This window comes from Microbacterium sp. GCS4, from assembly GCF_001262495.1.
Lineage (GTDB): Bacteria > Actinomycetota > Actinomycetes > Actinomycetales > Microbacteriaceae > Microbacterium.
Genome location: NZ_LGYE01000004.1, coordinates 254,128 through 272,183 on the forward strand (window position 1 = coordinate 254,128; position 18,056 = coordinate 272,183).

Consider the following 18,056-nt stretch of genomic DNA (forward strand, 5'->3'; position numbering starts at 1 on the left):
GATGACCTTCTCCTGACTTTCAGTGGTGTGCGTCTGGATGGGTGCGTGCGAGTGGATATGTGTGCGCGCGCAGCACGGCATCTGCCGTTCCGGAGAACGGCGCGACGGACGTCAGTCAGGAGAGACGTCGGTGTCGGCGACCAGCGACGTCGGCAGGACGTCGTCGGATGCGCCGGGGGTCCGCTCCACGGCACGGAGCGGTGAGAAGCCCACGTCGCTCGTGCGAGCGTGGGAGAGAACGGATGCTCCGCCGGAGCCGACCGAGGAGACCGGCGCGGCCGGCGAGCCGCCGGAGGCCGGGAGAGTCGGACCCTCGCCGGCGGAGGGCGCACTCATAGCCGGGGATGCGGCGGGCGAGGCCGGCCGCACGGTGGGCGCAGCGGTCCCCTGAGCGGATGCGGGCGGAGTCGTGGCCGTCATCACGGAGGACGGCGCGGCGATAGCGGCGACATCGTCCTCCACGGCACCAGGCCGGGACGGCGCGAGCGCCTCGAGGACCGGCGGGACCGTGCCTTCCACGACGCCGCCGACGAGGGCGGTCGTGTCGTCGAGCACGCCGACGACGCTCGTCAGCAGGGTGTTCACGCCGAGCCGGTCGATCAGCGTCCCCACGAGGGGGAGGGCCGCGACGGCATCCTGCACGGGGGTGACGATCTGCGAGACCGGAGCCTCCTGCAGCAGATCCGTCACCGGATCCACGACCCCCTGCGCGGTGTCCGCGACGGCCTCGACGACGGGGGCCGCCGCCGGTCCCACGACGGGGACCTCGGCGACGGTGTCGGAGACGGTCTCGACGACAGCGGGGGCCGCCTGCTGCACGGGAGCCACCACCTGGGTGACCACCGGGGCGACGACTTCGGTCACGACGGGAGCGACGACCTCGGTGACGACGGGTTGGGTCACCGCGGTGACGGTGTCGCCGACCGCCGTGACGGTCTCGCTGACGAGGGAGCTGACGCCTCCCAGCAGGGAGGGATCGGACTGCTCGTCGGCCTGAGCCGAGGAGCCTCCTGTGAGTGCCGTGATCGCGGCCCATGCGAGCGCTCCCAAGCCACCCCAGAGGACGACGGCTGGTACGCCGCGTCGGGTTGCTTGAGCGTTCACGATGGCTTCCCTCCCCGAAAGCTTCTCGTTGCATGCATCCTGCGTCGATGTGTCGGCGACGATACTCCCGACATCTCGCGATGTAAACCCCTACTTGCCGCAGGATCGATGACATCTCGCGCAATAAATCCATCGACTGGACACAGGACGCGCCCGGCGGAATCCCCACTTGACTTTCCCCAGGTTCTGCACATCTGTTTCCCACGGTGTCGAACCTTCAAGGTGCAGTTGAAGCACTTTCCCATCCACAGGGTGGGGAAACCGAAAACCCCAGGTCTCAGCAAAAAAGAAAGTTCTGTCAGCCGACAGTCCACGGGGTTATCCACATGCGTTCTGCACAGACACTCCGGACTTCTCCGCACGCTCTCCACATGGTTATCCACAGGCTGTGTTGCGACCGGAAACCGGCGCTCGTAGCGTGGTCCAGCGACCCGATGTCGGAAGTTCCTGGTTTGCTGCGCAGACGGTCCTTCCCGGCCGGAATCACAGCGGGACGAGGTCGCGTCCCGCACCGGGGGAACGTCGTAGCGAAGGGAGAAGCGTGTCGATCGCCGACATCTCAGAGGAGCGCCTCGGAGGGCAGCGGAAGCCCGAACGCACCCCGCCGCACGACCTGCTCGCCGAGCAGAGCGCACTGGGCGGAATGCTCCTGTCGAAGGACGCCGTCGCCGACGTGATCGAGACGCTCAAAGGCGCCGACTTCTACATCCCCAAGCACGAGCTCATCTATGAGGCAATCCTCTCGCTGTACTCGCACGGCGAGCCGACGGACGTCGTCGCGGTCACCGACGAGCTCATCAAGACGGGCGAGCTCAGCCGCGCGGGCGGCGCCGACTACCTGCACACGCTCACCTCGATCGTCCCCACCGCGGCGAACGCCGGCTACTACGCGGGCATCGTGTCGGAGCGGGCGATCCTGCGTCGTCTCGTCGACGCCGGGACGCGAATCGTCCAGCTCGGCTACGACGGGCAGGGTGATGCGACCGACATCGTCAACAACGCGCAGGCCGAGATCTACTCGGTCACCGGGTCGGAGACGGCCGAGGACTACGTTCCGCTCACCACCGCCGTCGATGCGGCGATAGAGGAGATCGAGGCCGCCAACGGACGCGACGGCTCGATGACGGGCATCCCGACCGGGTTCAGGGAGCTCGACGAGCTGACGAACGGCCTCCACGGCGGGCAGATGATCGTCGTCGCGGCGCGACCCGCCATGGGTAAGTCGACGCTGGCGCTGGACTTCGCGCGCGCGGCATCCATCGGCCACGACTACCCCTCGATCTTCTTCTCGCTCGAGATGGGCAAGAGCGAGATCGCGATGCGACTCCTCAGCGCCGAGGGCGCCATCCCGCTGCAGAACATGCGCAAGGGAACGCTCGACCCTCGCGACTGGACCACCGTCGCCTCCACCCGCGGACGCATCAACGACGCCCCGCTGTACATCGACGACAGCCCCAACATGACGCTCGTCGAGATCCGGGCAAAGTGCCGTCGGCTCAAGCAGCGCGCCGGCCTCAAGATGGTCATCATCGACTATCTGCAGCTCATGACCTCGGGCAAGCGCGTCGAGTCGCGCCAGCAGGAGGTCTCGGAGTTCTCGCGAAGCCTCAAGCTGATCGCGAAGGAGCTCCAGGTGCCGGTCATCGCGCTCTCGCAACTGAACCGCGGTCCCGAGCAGCGCCAGGACAAGAAGCCCGCGATCAGCGACCTGCGCGAGTCCGGATCGATCGAGCAGGATGCCGACATGGTGATCCTGCTGCACCGCGACTCCGTCTACGACAAGGACGTGCGCCCGGGGGAGGCCGACCTCATCGTCGCCAAGCACCGTAACGGTCCGACCGCGACCATCACGGTGGCGTTCCAGGGTCACTACTCGCGCTTCGCCGACATGGCGCCCGGCGGCGACTTCAACTGAGCCGCCTGTAACTCTTCGGTGCCGCGGTCAGGCAGGCTTCGCCGGAGTGGCGCGGTCAGAGTCGCCTGATCGCCGCCGCGAGCCGTTCGATCGCTGTCTGGATGATGGAAGGGTTGGTTGCGTAGTTCAGTCGAACGAAACCGTGGCCGCTGCCTCCGAAACCGGTTCCGTCGTTGAGGGCGACGCGCGCCTCCCGGATGAAGAAGGCACCGGGCGTCTCGCCCTGAAGTCTCGCGAGCAATGAACTGCAGTCGAGCCAGGCGAGGAAGGTCGCTTCGGGGTCGCGGTAGGAGATCTCGGAGAGCTGCTCGCTGATGAGCTCCCGCAGCAGGTGTCGGTTCTGATCGAGCCCGGTGAGGAGCGCGTCGAGCCATTCGCTGCCGTGGCGGAAGGCCGCCGCGTGGGCGATGTTGCCGAGATGGCTGGCGCCGAGGCGCGTTTCCTGGGGGAGGCGGGTGAGGTCGTCGATGGCGGTGGTGCCTGCGACGGCGAGAGCGGCTTTGATTCCTGAGAGGTTCCAGCCCTTCGAGGCGGAGACCAGCGAGAAGCCGGTCTGCCCGCCGGGGACGGTGAGGTACGGAGTGAAGGTGGCGCCCGGGAGGACGAGTGGGGCATGGATCTCATCGCTGATGACCCGCACGCTGTACTGGTTCGCGAGGCCCGCGACGGCGGTGAGCTCGGCGGCGGTGTGGACGGTGCCGGTGGGATTGTGGGGATTGCTCAGCAGCAGCGCCGCACGTCGACCGTCTCGGGTCTCGTTCTGGAAGGCGATCTCGAGACTGGTGAGGTTGACACGACCATCCGGGTGGAGTGGTGCTTCGACGACGCGGCGTCCGGCGTTGCGAGCGAACGCGAAGAACGGCGGGTAGACGGGTGTGGTGATCACGAGCGCATCGCCGGGGGCGGTGACGAGGCCGAGGAGGGCGGTCATGCCGCGCATGACGTCGGGCATGGACGCGGTGGCGGCGAGGTCGACATCCCATCCCCAGGTCCGTTTCGCGAAGCCGCGGTAGGCATCGGCGTAGTCTTCGCCGGCGGGATATCCGGTGTCGCCCTGGGCGAGCGCTGCAGTCAGGGCATCGACGATCGGTGGCGCGAGATCGACGTCCATCTCCGCGATCCACAACGGGAGCACGTCGGAAGAGTAGGTGCGCCACTTCCTGCTGGTGCGAGTGCGCAGCTGCTCGAGTGTGAGTTCGGTGAGCGGGTTGCCGGTCATGAGACGACCCCAAGGCCGGCAAGGGCGGTCCGCACCGCTTCGCGGTCGGCGTCGCGCAACGGCTGAACCGGGTGGTGGACGGCCTCGGGCACCACCAGGCCGCGTTCTGCGGCGATCGCGGCCGCAACGCGATAGCTCCCGTGGCGGTCGAAAAGCGCCCACACGGGGGCCAGACCCTCGGACAGCCGCATGGCGGTGGGGACATCGCCGGACTGCGCGGCGCGCGTGATGGCAAGGCAGGTGTCGGGAAGGATGCCGGCGAGCACGCTGTACCAGGCCTCGCAGCCGGCGATCAGGCCGCGGGCGCCCGCCGCATCGCCGGAGATTCCGATCGTCACCCCGGGAACGAGTTCGTGCAGCTGCCGTACCCGGTCTTCCGCCGAGGGCTCGTCGTCGGGAAGAGCAGGGATCTTGATCGAAGCGACGTGCGGGAGACGGGCGATGCTCGCGTAGAGGTCATCGGTGAATCTGACGCCCGTCGTGGCGGGGTTGTCGTAGACCACGATCGGGATGTCCGCGTCCGCCGAGGCCCGCTCGTACAAGCCGTATACCTCTCCGTCGGTAAGGGGTTGGTACGTCACCGGCGCGAGGAGGAGGCCGGCAGCACCGGCGCGCTGAGCGGAGTCGACATGTGTGAGCACGTCGCGGGTGCTCACAGCGCCAACCCCGACGATGACGGGAACATCCCCGGCTGCTGCCACCGCGACGCGGGCGGCTTCGGCGCGCTCAGCAGCAGTCAGATAGGCGTAGCTTCCGGTGGAACCGAGAGCGCCGATCGAATCCACGCCCGCGCGGGCGATCCATTCGACGAGGTCGCCGAAGGCGGCAGCGTCGAGCCGGTCGTCTCGGAACGGGGTGAGGGGGAACGCGCTGAGACCTGTGAACATGAGGGCACCTTTCTTTCGTTTCGGATCACATCGACTGACTGAGGCGGGAGCGCACGGCCAGCCCCGCGCAGGCGATCACCGCCACCCCGCCGAGAAGGGTCGCCCACCCGATCCGCTCGTGCAGCAGGAGAGCTGCCCACAGGATGCTCAACACGGGCTGCACGAGCTGGACCTGGCTGACCTGCGCCATCGGGCCGATCGCGAGCCCTCGGTACCAGGCGAAGAACGCGAGGAACATGCTCACCACCGCGAGATACGCGAACGCGAGCCACTCCACCGGAGTCGCAGAAGGCGGCTGCTGTGCGACCGAGATGATCGTCAACACGATCATCAGCGGGGCCGCGACAAGCAGAGCCCATGACACCGTCTGCCAGGAGCCGAGCTCCCGAGCGAGCAGACCACCCTCGGCATACCCGACCGCCGCCGCGACCACCGCGCCGAACAAGAGGAGGTCAGACTGGTGCAGTTCACCGAGGCCCCCGTTCTGCAAGGCCGCGAATGTGACTGCGGCACCCGTGCCGAGCCCGGCGAACACCCAGAACGAACGACCCGGCCGCTCCTTGCCTCGGATCGCTACCATCACCGCCGTGGCGGCCGGAAGCAGCCCGATCACCACTGCCCCGTGACTGGCGGGCGCGGTCGTCAGGGCGAAGGTCGTGAGCAGAGGGAATCCGACGACGACTCCGCCCGACACGACGGCGAGCCGCACCCAGTGCGCGACCGATGGCCAGCGCTGCCGGGTGGCGCTCAACGCGATCACGGCGAGAGTGGCGGCGACGACCGAGCGGCCCGACCCGATGAGGAGAGGAGAGAGTCCTCCGACCGCCACTCGCGTGAGCGGGACAGTGAACGAGAAGGCGAAGGTCCCGAGCAGCCCCCACCACAACCCCGGATGACCGGGTAGCACTTTCGCACGCGGGTGAGTAACGCTACTCTGTTCTGACATGACCCAGGATAGCAGTGATCGAATCGTCGCCGGACTGCGGTCGTGGATCGCAGCAGCATCCCCGGGCACGCGAGTCCCGTCCAACCGTGCACTCATGACGGAGTACGGCGCGAGCCCCGTCACGGTGCAGAAGGCCATGCGCCGACTCATCGGTCTCGGCCTCGTCGAGTCCCGGCCAGGCGTGGGAACGTTCGTGCGCGGCACCCGAGCGGTCCGGCCGGCGGACTACGGCTGGCAGACCGCGCCGCTCGGCACCCCGCAGTCTCGCGGCCACGCACTCTCGTCGACACAGCGCTCCGGAGCCCCCGACGCGATCGGGCTCCACTCGGGATACCCCGCACGAGAGCTGCTTCCCGAGCGCCTCGTGCGTACCGCGCTGACTCGAGTCGCGAAGACCGAGGCCGCCATGATGCGATCCCCCGCCGCCGGCGCGCCTGACCTGCAAGCCTGGTTCGCGGCTGAGCTCGCCTCCACCGCACCCGCGGGAGTCGCGTCAGCGAACCCCCGGGACGCGCTGATCATCTCAGGGAGCCAGAGCGGACTGAGTTCCATCTTCCGCGCAGTCGTCGGCGCCGGTCGGCCGCTGCTCATCGAATCACCGACCTACTGGGGCGCGATCCTCGCAGCCCACCAAGCCGGCGTCACCCTCGTGCCCATACCCGCGGGCGCGCACGGACCAGACCCTGTCGAGGTCGACCGCGCTTTTGCACGGACCGGCGCCCGAGCGTTCTACGCACAACCCACCTTCGCCAACCCCACGGGCGTGTCCTGGGCACCATCCACCGGCCGGGCGGTCCTCGAGACGGTGCGCCAGCATGGTGCGTTCCTCATCGAGGATGACTGGGCGCACGACCTCGGCATCGATGCCGACCCTCACCCTGTCGCCGCCTACGACGACGACGGCCACGTCATCTATCTCCGTTCGCTCACCAAGAGCGTCTCACCGGCGATCCGCGTCGCGGCAGTCATCGCCCGCGGACCCGCACGCGACCGCATCCTCGCGGATCGCGCCGCCGAGTCCATGTATGTCAGCGGGCTCCTCCAAGCCGCTGCACTCGACGTCGTCACCCAACCCGCCTGGCGCACCCACCTACGAAGTTTCCGCGATCACCTCCGAGACCGGCGAGACCTCCTCGCGTCCAGCCTCCGCGAGCACACACCATCCGTGCATCTCGACACCGTGCCCGTCGGAGGCCTCAACCTGTGGGTGCGCCTCCCCGATGGCAGGAGCCCCGCCGCGATCGCGAGCGCCTGCGAGACCCGCGGGTTGATCGTCGCCCCGGGCGCCGAATGGTTCCCGGCCGAATCCCCTGGTCCTTACCTCCGACTCAATTACTCCGGAGAGAACCCCTCCCGATTCCCCGAAGCAGCCCGGATCCTCGAAGAAGTGCTCTCGATCTCCTGACGCATTGCCGCGTCCGCCGCGGGCAGCATGAGCCCCCCGGAAAGATCGACTCGCTGGGATCGTTCCCCCTTGCAGCCACCGGACGTATGTCCGGAACTTCTCCCGTTCTCTGCGCGTTCCCTTTTCAGACTCCGTCCAAAAACTTACGGTGGCCCCGATGCCAAGGCATCGTCCGAGGCCGCAGAGTCGCGACCTCGGACTGGCGAAAGCTCATATCTGAGGAGGAAGTGTGCATCTTTCGTGGAGAGGGAACAGCAGGACGGCGCGATCGAGGGGCTGCGTGGCATCCGCTGCGATCGTGCTGGCGCTCGGGGCGACGGCGTTCGTCGGCGCTCCGGCGTTCGCAGAGGAGGTGTCGACGCAGTCCGCACCGCTCGACGACTCCGGCTACGAGGAGTTCGTCGATGAGGTGATCGCGACGGATGACGCGATCAACAGCATCGCGCAGGACGGAGCCGGCAACGTCGTGGTCCGCGCCGATCTCGCTCAGCTCGACGCCGCCGCGCAGGCGGAGCTCGACGCGTACGAGAACCTGGTCGTGATCGACGACCAGCCGATCCAGGCGCTCGCGGCGAACGACATCGTCGGGGGCGCGGGCTACGCGATCGACGGTGCGAGCGTGTGCTCCTTCGGGTTCAGCGCCTGGTCGCCGTCGGGCACGCCGGCCATCATCACCGCGGGGCACTGCGGTACGGCCGGTCAGCGGGTCGACCGCACCCAGCCGCAGCGCGACGATGCCGCGTACTACCCGAACTCCAGTCCGGGCGCCGCGTTCTGGTCTGATGCCGCGGGACGCAGCGTCGGCACGTTCGCCTTCTCGCAGTGGGGCGGACCCGGCGGCACGGCCGGCGCGAACGGCGACGTGACCAGCGTCGACGTGGCCGCGATCAACGTCACCAACTCGGCGCTCCGCCTGCGGCCCGCCGTGACCGACTGGACCACCGAGGCCAGCGGCGACCTCTCCGCGTCGACGATCCCGGTCACGGCGGTCGGCGAGGCCCGCGTGGGCGACTCCATCGTGCGCTCCGGTCGCACGTCCGGCATGCACAGCGGCACGGTGCTCGAGGTCAAATCCTGGACCAAGGTGTGCGAGCAGGTCACCCCGGTGCCGACCGGATGCCACTGGGTCTACGGCTTCCGCACCGACGCGGTCTCGCTCCCCGGGGACTCGGGCGGACCCTTCATGCGCGGCACGACCGCCCTGGGCGTCCTGTCGGGCGGCGGTGGCGGCACCTCGTTCGCCGCGGATCTGAAGGCGGGTCTCGCCGTCACCGGCGGGTACACGCTGCAGCTCGCCGTGGCCGCCCCGGCCGTGACATCGACCTCGGCGCAGGCCGCAGAGGCCGATCAGGTCTCCGGAACGGGCGAGCCGGGAGCGACGCTCATCGTCGACCAGGCCGGCGTCATCACGGAGATCCCGATCGCCGCGGACGGCACCTGGTCGTTCCCGGCACCGGATGCCGGAACGGCCGCCTACACGCTGAGCGTGGAGCGAGGGTTCGACGTCTCCGACGCGGTCGTCTTCCAGTAGCCGATCACCTCGACACGGTTCCGCCCCCGGGTGCGCCCTGCGCCCGGGGGCGGAACTGTCGAAAGCGTGCGGCAGGCGGGACGCCCCCACCACGGGGGAGGCGGCGGAAAGGGCGCCCCGCCTGGCGTCGTCATAGGGACGACGCCGCAGGCATCCGCATCGCAGCGCGAATGACCGCTCCGCAAGCGTGACACCACGCGGTGCGCGGCGCAAGTCCCGGGTCCTCCGATGTCAGGCCCGGTGCCGCCCGGACGTCTTGCCGACCGGGACCGGACAATCGGCCTACCGACCCGATCTCCGCCGATGGGAACCTGCTGTCGTTCGAGCACATGGGCTCGAACGACAGCCCTCGGGCCCAACAGGAAGAAGAGATCATGCAGAGTTCACTTGCAGAGTCGCGGACGTCGCGCGGCACCGTCGCCGTCGCCGCGATCGTCGCGGCGGCCGGAATCGTCCTCGCGGGGCTCAGCGCCGCGTACATCGCCGGCATGTTCGGGCTCTCGTCCGCCGTGGCCACCCAGATCGTGAACGCGATCTCGGTCGGCGGCGCTGTGCTCGCGATCGCCCTGGCGCTCGTCTCGGGCGGCATCGCGGGCGCGGTCGTCGCAACGGCGCGCTGGGCGATCACCAAGTGGGGCGAGAAGGCTGCGATTGCCTGACGACTCCGTCATGAGCGGACGGGGGCGACTCGATGTGCGCAGCCTCGGCATCGCCTTCGCGGTCGTCCTCGTCCTCTTCGTCGCCGCCGTGCTGATCTCGTACTCGACGCTGTCGGGCCGGGTCGCCGGCGGCGGCGGGTCGCTCGCGGCTCCGCTCGGCGATCCGGACACGCCGCTGTTCCTCGCGATCCTGCTGCGCAACGCCGCTGTGGCGCTCGGCCTGTTCGCGGGGGTCCTGACGGCGGGTCTCGGCTCGCTCATCGGGATCGCCTTCCTCGGTTTCCTCGTGGGGGCCAGCACGGCGGCAGCGGCCACGGAGATCGGACTCGCCGCCGCCCTCGCCTCCGTGATCGGGTACGCGATCATCGAGCTCCCCGCGCTGCTCCTCGCGGCGGCGGCGGGGCTGGTCCCCGCATCCGCCCTGCTCTTCCCGTCGCGGCGCCTCGGTGAGCTGCGACCGCTCGCCCGCTACCTGGCACCCCTGCCCGGCTCCCTTCTCCTCCTCGCGATCGCCCTCGTCCTCATCGTCGTCGGGGCGGGCGTCGAGACCGCCATCATCAGCTCACGAAGGATCTGACATGAGCGCACCGCTCTCCACCGCTCCACGGACGGATGCCGTCGCCGCGGCCCCCCGCAGGACCGATCGGCTCATCCTCTGGGCGGCGGTGCTCGCGACCGTCGTCGTGATGGTCGTCCGTCTCAGCGGCCAGCTGCTCGAACGCATCACGGCCGACGACCAGGTGCGCGACCTCGCCGCCGGTCTGGACGACCCCGCGCTCGCTGAGCTCGCGGTGCGCATGGGGGTGATGCTCGCCGTGGTGATCTCGGCGGTGTTCCAGATCATCTACCTGTTCCTGTGCGCGACGGTCGACGAGAAGCTCCTCGCCGGCGTCATGGTCCCGACCGGCCGCCGCGCCGACCGCAAGGGGCGGCGCCCCGCGCTCGGCCCCGCCGTGATGGTGGGGATCGCCGCGACGCTGCCGGTGCAGCTCACGGCCCTCGCCTTCGGGCTCACCGCGCCCAAGGACTCGCCGTTCCTCGTCGTCTGGCTCGTGGTGCTGGTCGCGGTCGTGTCGGTGTGGGCGTGCACGCGCCCCGCTCTCCGCGACCGCGGACTGCGCGGTCGCATCCTCCTGGTGGCGGTGCTCGTCGTCGTCGCCGCCATCTCGTTCCTCCTCTGACCCGCCCCTCTGACCCGCCCCTCTCACCCGACCACAGGAGCCCCCATGCAGACCCTCTACGCTTCGTCGCGACGCATCGTCGCGTCCCTCCTGATCGCGGTGCTCGCGGTCTACGCGCTTCTCACCGTCCTGCGCGACCTCGATACGTCCGGCGCGCTCGACACGGGGGCGATCGTGGTGATCGCGACCGCGGTGCTCGCCGCAGCGCTTCTCGCCGTCGTGGCCGCACAGTCCGCTCCGCGGTTCGGCTTCGACATGGTCGCCTTCCTGCTGGCGGCGATCGCCGTAGCGGTGAGCTGGGGTGCCGCGGCGCTCGAGCCCGGATTCCTGATCTACCTGCCCGCGGTGATCGTCGCGATCGCCTTCGCGACCATGGCCCTGATGCTCCGCACAGAGGCGGGCGCGGCGGTGACGAAGGACCGCCTGTGAGCGCGACCGCCGCAGGGGTGGCTCGGAGCATCCAGGACGCCACCACACTGGACGGCCTCGGATGGCGGCTCACGCTCCCGGGGTTCCGCGTCGCGAAGGCGTTCGGCGCGGTGCTGCTCCTGTGCGGGTCGGGAGTGGCGTCGGCGATCGCCGTGGATGCCGTGAGCGCTGCGCTTCCCGCAACCGGGCCGAGCGTCGTCGTGATCGGCGCGCTCGCGATCGGCGCCTACGTCGTCATCCTCCATGCGGTGCGCGAGTCCCTCACGGCCCGCCGCCTGCAGCTCGTGGACCATCCGCTGGCCGGGTTCTTCGTCGCGATGGACATCCCGCGCCGGGCCGTCGTCCTCGCGGAGTGCCGTGATCGCCTCCTGACGACGGGGGCACTCGTGTGCGGAATCGCGAGCGGGGTCGCGGCGCGGGTGATCGTGGCCGGGGCGTCGACCGCCGAGGTCATCGCACTCGCGGCGATGCCGGCGGCGGTGCTCGGAGGGGTGCTCGCGATCACGGCCTCCACCGCCGCCTGGGCGAATCCGCATGCGCGGCCGCGCACGCTCGTCGCAGTCCCGGCCGGAGTCGTCGCGGGGCTCGTGATCGTGGCGGCGGTGCGGCTCGCGGCCGCGACGGCGATCGCCCCGACGGATGCCGTCGCGCCGGCATCCTGGACCGCTGTGGCGTCGGTCGTCGTGGCGTGCGCCGTGGTCTCGGCCGTCGTCGCCGCTGCTGCGCTCCGCGCGGTCGGCCGCTCCGACTTCGTCGCGGTGCGGTCGGAGGAGGCGCGCGTGACGCGGTCGCGCCTCCTGCGGGGCTCGGCAGCGGGGGTGTGGATCGGGGTCGTGCTGAGCGACCTCTCCCCGCTCCCGCGGGCGACGGCGCTCTCCCGTCTCGCGTTCGTCGTCTGGGCGGGTGGCACCGCCGCGGCCGAGGTTCAGCTGACCACGATCGCCGCGGCGGGATGGCAGCTGCCGGAGGTGGCGATCGATCGGTTGTCGGGCGTCCTCTCTTTCGTGCTCGGCCTCACGGTCGCCGAGATGCTGAGCCGGTGGATCGGCCCCGCGGCACTCGCACCCCGCTGGCGGGCGAGCTGGGAGGCCGGAGCATCCTCCTGGACGCTGGCCGCCGCCCCCGTGCTCGTCGCCGTCGTCATCGGCCTGGGACTCACGGCGCCGCTCGCGATCGCCGCGGCCGCGTTCGGCGGAAGCCCGACCGTGCCGGTGGGCGTGATGCTCTCGGCGCTCGCGGCCGCCTGGGTCGCTGCCGCGATCGTCCCCGCGGAGCCGCCGCGCGCCGACGGCTCGAGTCCCTCGTCGCTCTCGGCCGGGGTCTTCTGCGTCATCACGTCCGCGGCGCTCGCGGTCGTCGTCCTCGCGGCATCCGCCGCCGGTGTCGCCGCACTCGGCGTCGCCTCATCCGTTCTCTCCCTGGGAGGTGCCGCATGGGTGACGAGACGTCGCGTTCTCGCCCTTCCCTCGAGGCCGCTGGTCTGACGGTCGGGTACGCGCCCGACCGTCCGGTGGTCAGCGATCTCACGTTCTCGCTCGCCGGACCGGGCATCGTCCGGCTCGACGCCCCGAACGGATCGGGCAAGTCGACGCTGATCGAAGCCGCATCCGGCTATCTGCGACCGTTCGCCGGCAGCATCCGCGTCGACGGGCAGGAGGCCCACCACCCGGCGGTGCGCGCGCAGCGGCGCGTCTGCCGCGCGGCCCCGGCGCTGCATCCGCACCTCAGCGTGCTCGACCATCTCGCGCTCGCGGCCGACCTCGCCGGCGTCACCCGCGACGAGCCCCTGGAGCGGGCACGGGCCTACGGCATCGACCGCTGGTTCGGCACCCGCACCTCGGCGCTCTCGACTGGCACGGCGCGGCGACTGTGGTACCTCATGTGCACGACGGGACGCTTCGCGGTCGGACTCCTCGACGAGCCCTTCAACGGTGTGGACGCGGAGTCGGCGGAGCGGATGGTGGGGGAGATGAACGGCTGGGCCGAGGAGGCCCTCCTCGTCGTCGTCTCGCACGCCGTGCCTCCCGGGCTGCGGATCGACGAGACGCTGTCGCTCGACGCGGGCGTGGAGAGGGTCCGATGAGCATCGAGCTCCGTGGCGCCGACTACCGCTTCCCCGGTGGGGGCGGTGTCGCCGACGTGTCCTTCGCCGTGCGCTCCGGCGAGATCGTGTGCCTGCTCGGACCCAACGGGTCGGGCAAGTCGACCACCCTGCGACTGCTGCTCGGTCTGATCCGCGGGGGCGGCGACGTGCTGGTCGACGATCGCCCCGCGCCCCGGCAGCCGTTGGGGGAGACTCTCGGCAGCATCGTCGACGACGGCGGCCTGGATCGGGCGTGGACCGTTCGCCGGTACCTGCAGCTCATCCGGGTGGCGCGCCGCGCACCGCGCTCCGCGGTCGACGAGACGATCGCAGAACACGGTCTCGGCGACATCGCTGCGCGGAGGATCGGCGCGCTGTCGCTCGGCCAGACGCAGCGCGTGGCGTTCGCGGGCGCGCTGCTCGGCGGCCCGCGCACCCTCGTGCTCGACGAGCCCCTCAACGGCGTCGACGCGCATGCGGTGCCCGTCATGCTCGACCGGATCCGCCGGTTCGCGGACGGCGGCGGGTCCGTCCTCATCACCTCGCACCACCTCGCGCACCTGCAGCGCCTGGTCGACAGGGTCGTGGTGCTGGATGCCGGACGACTCGTCGCCGACGCCCCGATCGAGGAGTTCCTCGCGACGTCCGTCATGAGCCATGTGCTCGTGGAGTGCGACGAGCCCGTGACGCTCGCGGAGGAGCTGCGGCGCGCGGGCGCCGTCGAGGTGACGATACGCACGGCGACCGAGCTCGTCGTGCGCGGCGTCGGCAGGCGCGTGATCGGCGAGGCGGCGTGCCGACGTCGGCTCGTCGTCACCCGGCTCGAGGAGATGACCCCCACGCTCGAGGAGGTCTACCTCGACCTCACCGCGCCCGCGAACGGAGGCAGGCCATGACCGAGGTCCGATTCGAGGCGCTGCGTGTGAGCGCCATGCGCATCCTGTGGGTGCTCGTCGGCATCGCGCTCGTCACCGGCGCGGGGATGGCCGCCGCGGTCGTCGCCATGACACGGGATTCGACCTCCCCGGAGGCGTTCCTGCAGTCCGTGACCTCGTCCGTGACGGTCGCCATGACACGGGGGCCGTTCGCGGTCTCGGTGTCGGTGCTGCTCGGCATCCTCCTCGCCTCCCGCGACCTGCGTCGTGGGGCATCGGGCACGACGATGGTGCTCTTCCCGCGTCGCGGTCGTCTGTTCGGCGCTCGGATCGCGGTGATCGGGGTCGTCGCGGCGGGCACGGCTGCGGCGACCGCGCTGCTGTCGCTGGGGGCGGCGTCTCTCGTGCTGCCGACCGGCGCCGAGGTCGACGGTCAGGTCCTGTGGCGGGTCGCGGGCATGTTCGTGATCGCGCAGACGTGCTTCGCGATCATCGGAGCCGCGCTGGCCATCCTGACGAGGTCGGCCGGAGCGGCGGCGGCGATCGCCTTCGGCTGGATCCTGATCGTCGAGCCCGCGGCGAGGTTCGCGGTCCTCGCGACGGGGCGTCTGGCGGAGGTCGCCGAGTACCTCCCGGTCGCGGCCGCCAATGCCATGGTGCACTCGCTCTCGGCAGGGTCGGCGGCCAACGAGCCGGATCTGCTCAGCGCGACCCCGGTGACGGCGTCGATCGCGCTCCTCGGACTCACGGTCGTGCTGACCGCGTGGGCCTGGGCGGGATTCCGCAACCGGCCGCTCCTCTGAGCGTGTTCAGAGGGCGAAGCTGATCAACCCGGCCCGCGCGGCCAGGACCAGCACCTGCACGCGATCCCGAGCATCCCACTTCGCCATGATGGAGCTGAGATAGCCCTTGATCGTGCCCGGGGAGAGGTGCAGGGCCGCGGCGATCTCGATGTTCGACCTGCCGTGGGCGAGCTCCGTCAGCACCTCGCTCTCGCGGTCGCTCAGCTCGGGGAGCGTGATCGCCGCCGCCCCCGCGCCCACGCCCTCGCGGATCGAGGAGAGCAGACGTTCCGTGACGCGCGGCGACAGCACGCCGCCGCCCGCGTGGATCTCGCGGATCGCGGAGATGATGTCCTCGGGGTCGGTGTCCTTGAGGAGGTATCCGGATGCACCCGCGTTCAGCGCGGCGAGCACGGGCTCCATGGTGCCGAAGGTGGTGAGGGCGATCACGCGGGCACCCGGCAGATCGGCGGTGATGCGGCGGATCGCCTCGATACCGCCCATGCGGGGCATCTGCAGGTCCATCAGCACGACGTCGGGGTGGATCTCCGCGGCCATCGCGACCGCCTCTGCGCCGTCCGCCGCGACGGCGACGACGGTCATCCCCGCCTCGCCCTCGATGAACACGGAGAGCGCGCGGCGCACGAGGGTCTCGTCGTCGGCGATCAGCACGCGAACCGTCTCCATATCACCAGCCTACGCATCGTGCGGAAACACGCAGGCCGACCGGACGAACGGCCGGTCCGATTCCGGACAATCGGCGGTGTCCACGCGCGACGGCCTGCACGGACAATCTTTCCTGCGCCCGAAAGTCGGGCGCAGGAGGGATGGGGGACATGGGAATTCGACTGGGACTGCTGGCGGGACCGTTCACCGAGCTGTGCAAGCTGCTCCGCATCTGTCAGGGGTAACCTGGACGCTCGGCGAGAGCGTCAGGAGACGTACGGCACATGAGCACCCCGGGACGGCGGCTGACCGCACCCCGCGTCGGTGACCTGTTCGTCGGATCCTCGCCGCTGTCGAGGGTCGAGCGCGGGGTGCTCGGCGCCCTGATCGTGATCGGTCTGATCGTCGACGTGCTCCTGCCGTCGGCCGCGCCGAACCTCGGCAGCGACGCCTTCGAGATGGTGCTCATCGCGGCGTTCGCGCTGTTCCTGTGGACGCCGCGGATCGGCGCGATCGTGCTGCCGATCGCCGTGGGGCTGTCGTTCCCGCTGGACGTCGTTCCGCAGGCCCTGCTCGCGGGTGCGCTGGCCGCGGGGCTCGTCGCGCGCAGCTGCACGCGGGCGATCGTCGCCGGCTACGCCGCGGTCTACATGGTCCTGCTGCTGGTGGCCGCGTCCACGCAGCGCGACCTGGGTCTCGGTGGCACGATCGTGATCGTGATCATCGCGGGCGTCGCGATCGGCGTGGGCGCTCTGCAGCGCTGGGCGATCACGTCCGAGAAGCGCACGGCCCGGGAGCTCGCCGAGCGTGCGGAGCAGGAGGAGGCGGCGGCGCACGCGGAACGGCAGCGGATCGCCGACGAGCTGCACGACATCCTCGCGCACGACCTCACGATCATCGCGATGCACGCGAGCGTGCTCGAGCGCTCTACCGAGCCCGACGCGCAGCGGCAGTCGCAGGAGGCGATCTCGGCCGCCGCGCGCAAGGCGCTCGCCGATCTGCGATGGATGCTGGGGCAGATGGACGTGCTCCCCGGGGACGAGAACGTCGTGATCGGCGATCTGGGATCCGCGGTGTCCGAGGCGGTGGACGAGCTCACCGCTGCGGGGTGGGTGGTCGCGCTGCGGGGCGCCGATCTGACGGCGGAGGAGCTTCCGCGTCCGGTCACGACGGCGCTCGCGCGCATCGTCCGGGAGGCCGGGACCAACGCGCTGAAGCATGCGAGCCCCGGCCGTGCCGAGCTCAGCTTCACGAGCGAGCGGGATTTCGTGGGACTGCGGATGGTCAACGACCTGGGCGAGGGCGACCGCCATCGGCTCCCTCCCGGCGGCTACGGCATGGTGCGCATGGCGGAGCGGGTGCGGAGCCTCGGCGGTGAGCTCGAGGTCGGCGACCGGAGCGGACGCTGGAGCCTGGAGGTGCGCGTGCCGCGACGGATCGCCGTGCCGACCCTGCCGGCGGAGTGACCCCGCTCGGGCGGTGTCAGAGAACGATGTCGCCGGTGGTCGTGAGCGGCACCCGTGCCACGGGCCGGACCGTGGTGCGCCGCGGGAGCACATCGGCGCCTTCGAGCACGCCGAGGTCGATGCGGGCGAGCTCTCCCACCTCGGCCACCGGGACCTGGAAGGTGCGGAATCCGCCCAGCGGCGGTGCGGCGCGCAGACCGTCGGCGAGGTCGATCAGGTCCGACTGGTCGAGCAGGAAGGCGGCGGAGGCCAGACCGTCCGGGCCCTCCCAGGCCGCGACCTTCCAGAACCGGAGCGGGACGCGGATGCCGCGATATGGCGGATCCTCGTCGCCGAGAACGGGCGCGGTGAAGACCGATACCCGCTGATCCGTCGACTCGGCGTACGCGATCACATGATCCTCGAGCCCGAGCCACAGCTCCTTCGACTGATTGAAGCCGGCTGCCTGGGGCGCGGCGTTCGGGTAGTAGAACGTCGCCTCCGTGGCGGCGCGGGCCTCAGCCGCATCGCCCCATCCGGGGTCGCGGCGTCGCACGAGGTGCCCTCGGTCGAGGTCGTTGCGGGCGTACACGGCGGCGCCGGCCTGCTGGTCCTCGTCGACGCGGGGGTCGAGCCGCCAGTCGCCCGTGCGGGGCACCTCGCGCAGCATCCCGCCGTCGATGTTGACGCCGGTGACGGCCGCGAGTCGACGTGCGGGATCGAGCAGCACGGTGAAGCGCGGATAGGTCAGCTCCCGCACCGCCTGCGACGGCAGGGGGAGCGGCACGGGGGTGGGCAGGAAGTCGAGGTCGTATCCGTCGGCGGCCATGGCCCCATCCTGCCGCGTCCCGCCGACATGCATCCGCGACACTGATGCCGACGCCCCCGCTGGACGACGACGCCCCTGCTCGTTCACGTGAACGAGCAGG

Annotated in this window: 18 protein-coding genes; 12 read left to right on the plus strand and 6 right to left on the minus strand. The window is 70.6% G+C overall.

Annotated elements, in window-relative coordinates; all coding sequences use genetic code 11:
- Positions 1 to 111 precede the first annotated feature (111 nt).
- The gene (locus tag AKH00_RS15215) at positions 112 to 1,104 is read right to left on the minus strand and encodes a hypothetical protein (RefSeq protein ID WP_050723586.1); all 993 of its coding nucleotides are present in this window, start codon (positions 1,102 to 1,104) and stop codon (positions 112 to 114) included.
- Positions 1,105 to 1,645: 541 nt separating this feature from the next.
- On the opposite strand from AKH00_RS15215, the gene dnaB reads away from it, so the two are divergent.
- A complete protein-coding gene (gene dnaB, locus AKH00_RS15220) occupies positions 1,646 to 3,019 on the plus strand; it encodes a replicative DNA helicase (protein ID WP_050723587.1) in 1,374 nt (457 codons plus the stop codon).
- A gap of 55 nt (positions 3,020 to 3,074) precedes the next feature.
- On the opposite strand, the gene AKH00_RS15225 is transcribed toward dnaB, so the two are convergent.
- The 3 genes from AKH00_RS15225 to AKH00_RS15235 are packed head-to-tail and all read right to left on the minus strand — an operon-like array spanning position 3,075 to position 6,071.
- Positions 3,075 to 4,238, minus strand: a complete 1,164-nt coding sequence (locus tag AKH00_RS15225; protein ID WP_050723588.1) for a MalY/PatB family protein — start codon at positions 4,236 to 4,238, stop codon at positions 3,075 to 3,077.
- Positions 4,235 to 5,125 (minus strand): dihydrodipicolinate synthase family protein, encoded by an 891-nt coding sequence (locus AKH00_RS15230; protein ID WP_050723589.1) that lies wholly within the window; start codon positions 5,123 to 5,125, stop codon positions 4,235 to 4,237. Before AKH00_RS15230 ends, AKH00_RS15225 begins: the two co-directional genes overlap by 4 nt.
- A gap of 25 nt (positions 5,126 to 5,150) precedes the next feature.
- Positions 5,151 to 6,071 (minus strand): DMT family transporter, encoded by a 921-nt coding sequence (locus tag AKH00_RS15235; RefSeq protein WP_050723590.1) that lies wholly within the window; start codon positions 6,069 to 6,071, stop codon positions 5,151 to 5,153.
- Here AKH00_RS15235 and AKH00_RS15240 point away from each other — a divergent pair.
- The 10 genes from AKH00_RS15240 (at position 6,070) to AKH00_RS15285 (ending at position 15,037) form a co-directional block, all read left to right on the plus strand.
- On the plus strand, positions 6,070 to 7,476 hold the full coding sequence (locus tag AKH00_RS15240; RefSeq protein WP_050723591.1) for an aminotransferase-like domain-containing protein: 1,407 nt from the start codon (positions 6,070 to 6,072) through the stop codon (positions 7,474 to 7,476). The two genes, AKH00_RS15235 and AKH00_RS15240, sit on opposite strands and share 2 nt — an antisense overlap.
- 280 nt (positions 7,477 to 7,756) lie before the next feature.
- Entirely contained in the window at positions 7,757 to 9,007 is a 1,251-nt protein-coding gene (locus AKH00_RS15245) for a S1 family peptidase (protein ID WP_050723592.1), read from the plus strand.
- Between the two features lie 374 nt (positions 9,008 to 9,381).
- The gene (locus AKH00_RS15250; protein ID WP_050723593.1) at positions 9,382 to 9,666 is read left to right on the plus strand and encodes an uberolysin/carnocyclin family circular bacteriocin; all 285 of its coding nucleotides are present in this window, start codon (positions 9,382 to 9,384) and stop codon (positions 9,664 to 9,666) included.
- On the plus strand, positions 9,659 to 10,243 hold the full coding sequence (locus tag AKH00_RS15255; RefSeq protein WP_200903873.1) for a stage II sporulation protein M: 585 nt from the start codon (positions 9,659 to 9,661) through the stop codon (positions 10,241 to 10,243). The genes AKH00_RS15250 and AKH00_RS15255 overlap by 8 nt, the downstream gene beginning before the upstream one ends.
- A 1-nt stretch (position 10,244) precedes the next feature.
- Positions 10,245 to 10,847, plus strand: a complete 603-nt coding sequence (locus tag AKH00_RS15260; protein ID WP_050723594.1) for a hypothetical protein — start codon at positions 10,245 to 10,247, stop codon at positions 10,845 to 10,847.
- Positions 10,848 to 10,892: 45 nt separating this feature from the next.
- A complete protein-coding gene (locus AKH00_RS15265) occupies positions 10,893 to 11,276 on the plus strand; it encodes a hypothetical protein (RefSeq protein WP_050723595.1) in 384 nt (127 codons plus the stop codon).
- Entirely contained in the window at positions 11,273 to 12,760 is a 1,488-nt protein-coding gene (locus AKH00_RS15270) for a hypothetical protein (RefSeq protein ID WP_050723596.1), read from the plus strand. Before AKH00_RS15265 ends, AKH00_RS15270 begins: the two co-directional genes overlap by 4 nt.
- On the plus strand, positions 12,709 to 13,359 hold the full coding sequence (locus AKH00_RS15275; protein ID WP_050723597.1) for an ABC transporter ATP-binding protein: 651 nt from the start codon (positions 12,709 to 12,711) through the stop codon (positions 13,357 to 13,359). The genes AKH00_RS15270 and AKH00_RS15275 overlap by 52 nt, the downstream gene beginning before the upstream one ends.
- Positions 13,356 to 14,255: an ATP-binding cassette domain-containing protein gene (locus AKH00_RS15280; protein WP_050723598.1), complete on the plus strand. Its 900-nt coding sequence runs from the start codon at positions 13,356 to 13,358 to the stop codon at positions 14,253 to 14,255. The genes AKH00_RS15275 and AKH00_RS15280 overlap by 4 nt, the downstream gene beginning before the upstream one ends.
- The gene (locus tag AKH00_RS15285) at positions 14,252 to 15,037 is read left to right on the plus strand and encodes a hypothetical protein (protein WP_050723599.1); all 786 of its coding nucleotides are present in this window, start codon (positions 14,252 to 14,254) and stop codon (positions 15,035 to 15,037) included. Before AKH00_RS15280 ends, AKH00_RS15285 begins: the two co-directional genes overlap by 4 nt.
- Before the next feature lie 6 nt (positions 15,038 to 15,043).
- Here AKH00_RS15285 and AKH00_RS15290 read toward each other — a convergent pair whose 3' ends face one another.
- Positions 15,044 to 15,703: a response regulator gene (locus AKH00_RS15290; RefSeq protein WP_050723600.1), complete on the minus strand. Its 660-nt coding sequence runs from the start codon at positions 15,701 to 15,703 to the stop codon at positions 15,044 to 15,046.
- Positions 15,704 to 15,966: 263 nt separating this feature from the next.
- Here AKH00_RS15290 and AKH00_RS15295 point away from each other — a divergent pair, with 263 nt between their 5' ends.
- Entirely contained in the window at positions 15,967 to 17,148 is a 1,182-nt protein-coding gene (locus AKH00_RS15295; protein ID WP_050723601.1) for a sensor histidine kinase, read from the plus strand.
- A 16-nt stretch (positions 17,149 to 17,164) separates the two neighbouring features.
- On the opposite strand, the gene AKH00_RS15300 is transcribed toward AKH00_RS15295, so the two are convergent.
- Positions 17,165 to 17,956 (minus strand): DNA/RNA non-specific endonuclease, encoded by a 792-nt coding sequence (locus AKH00_RS15300; RefSeq protein WP_050723602.1) that lies wholly within the window; start codon positions 17,954 to 17,956, stop codon positions 17,165 to 17,167.
- Positions 17,957 to 18,056 lie beyond the last annotated feature (100 nt).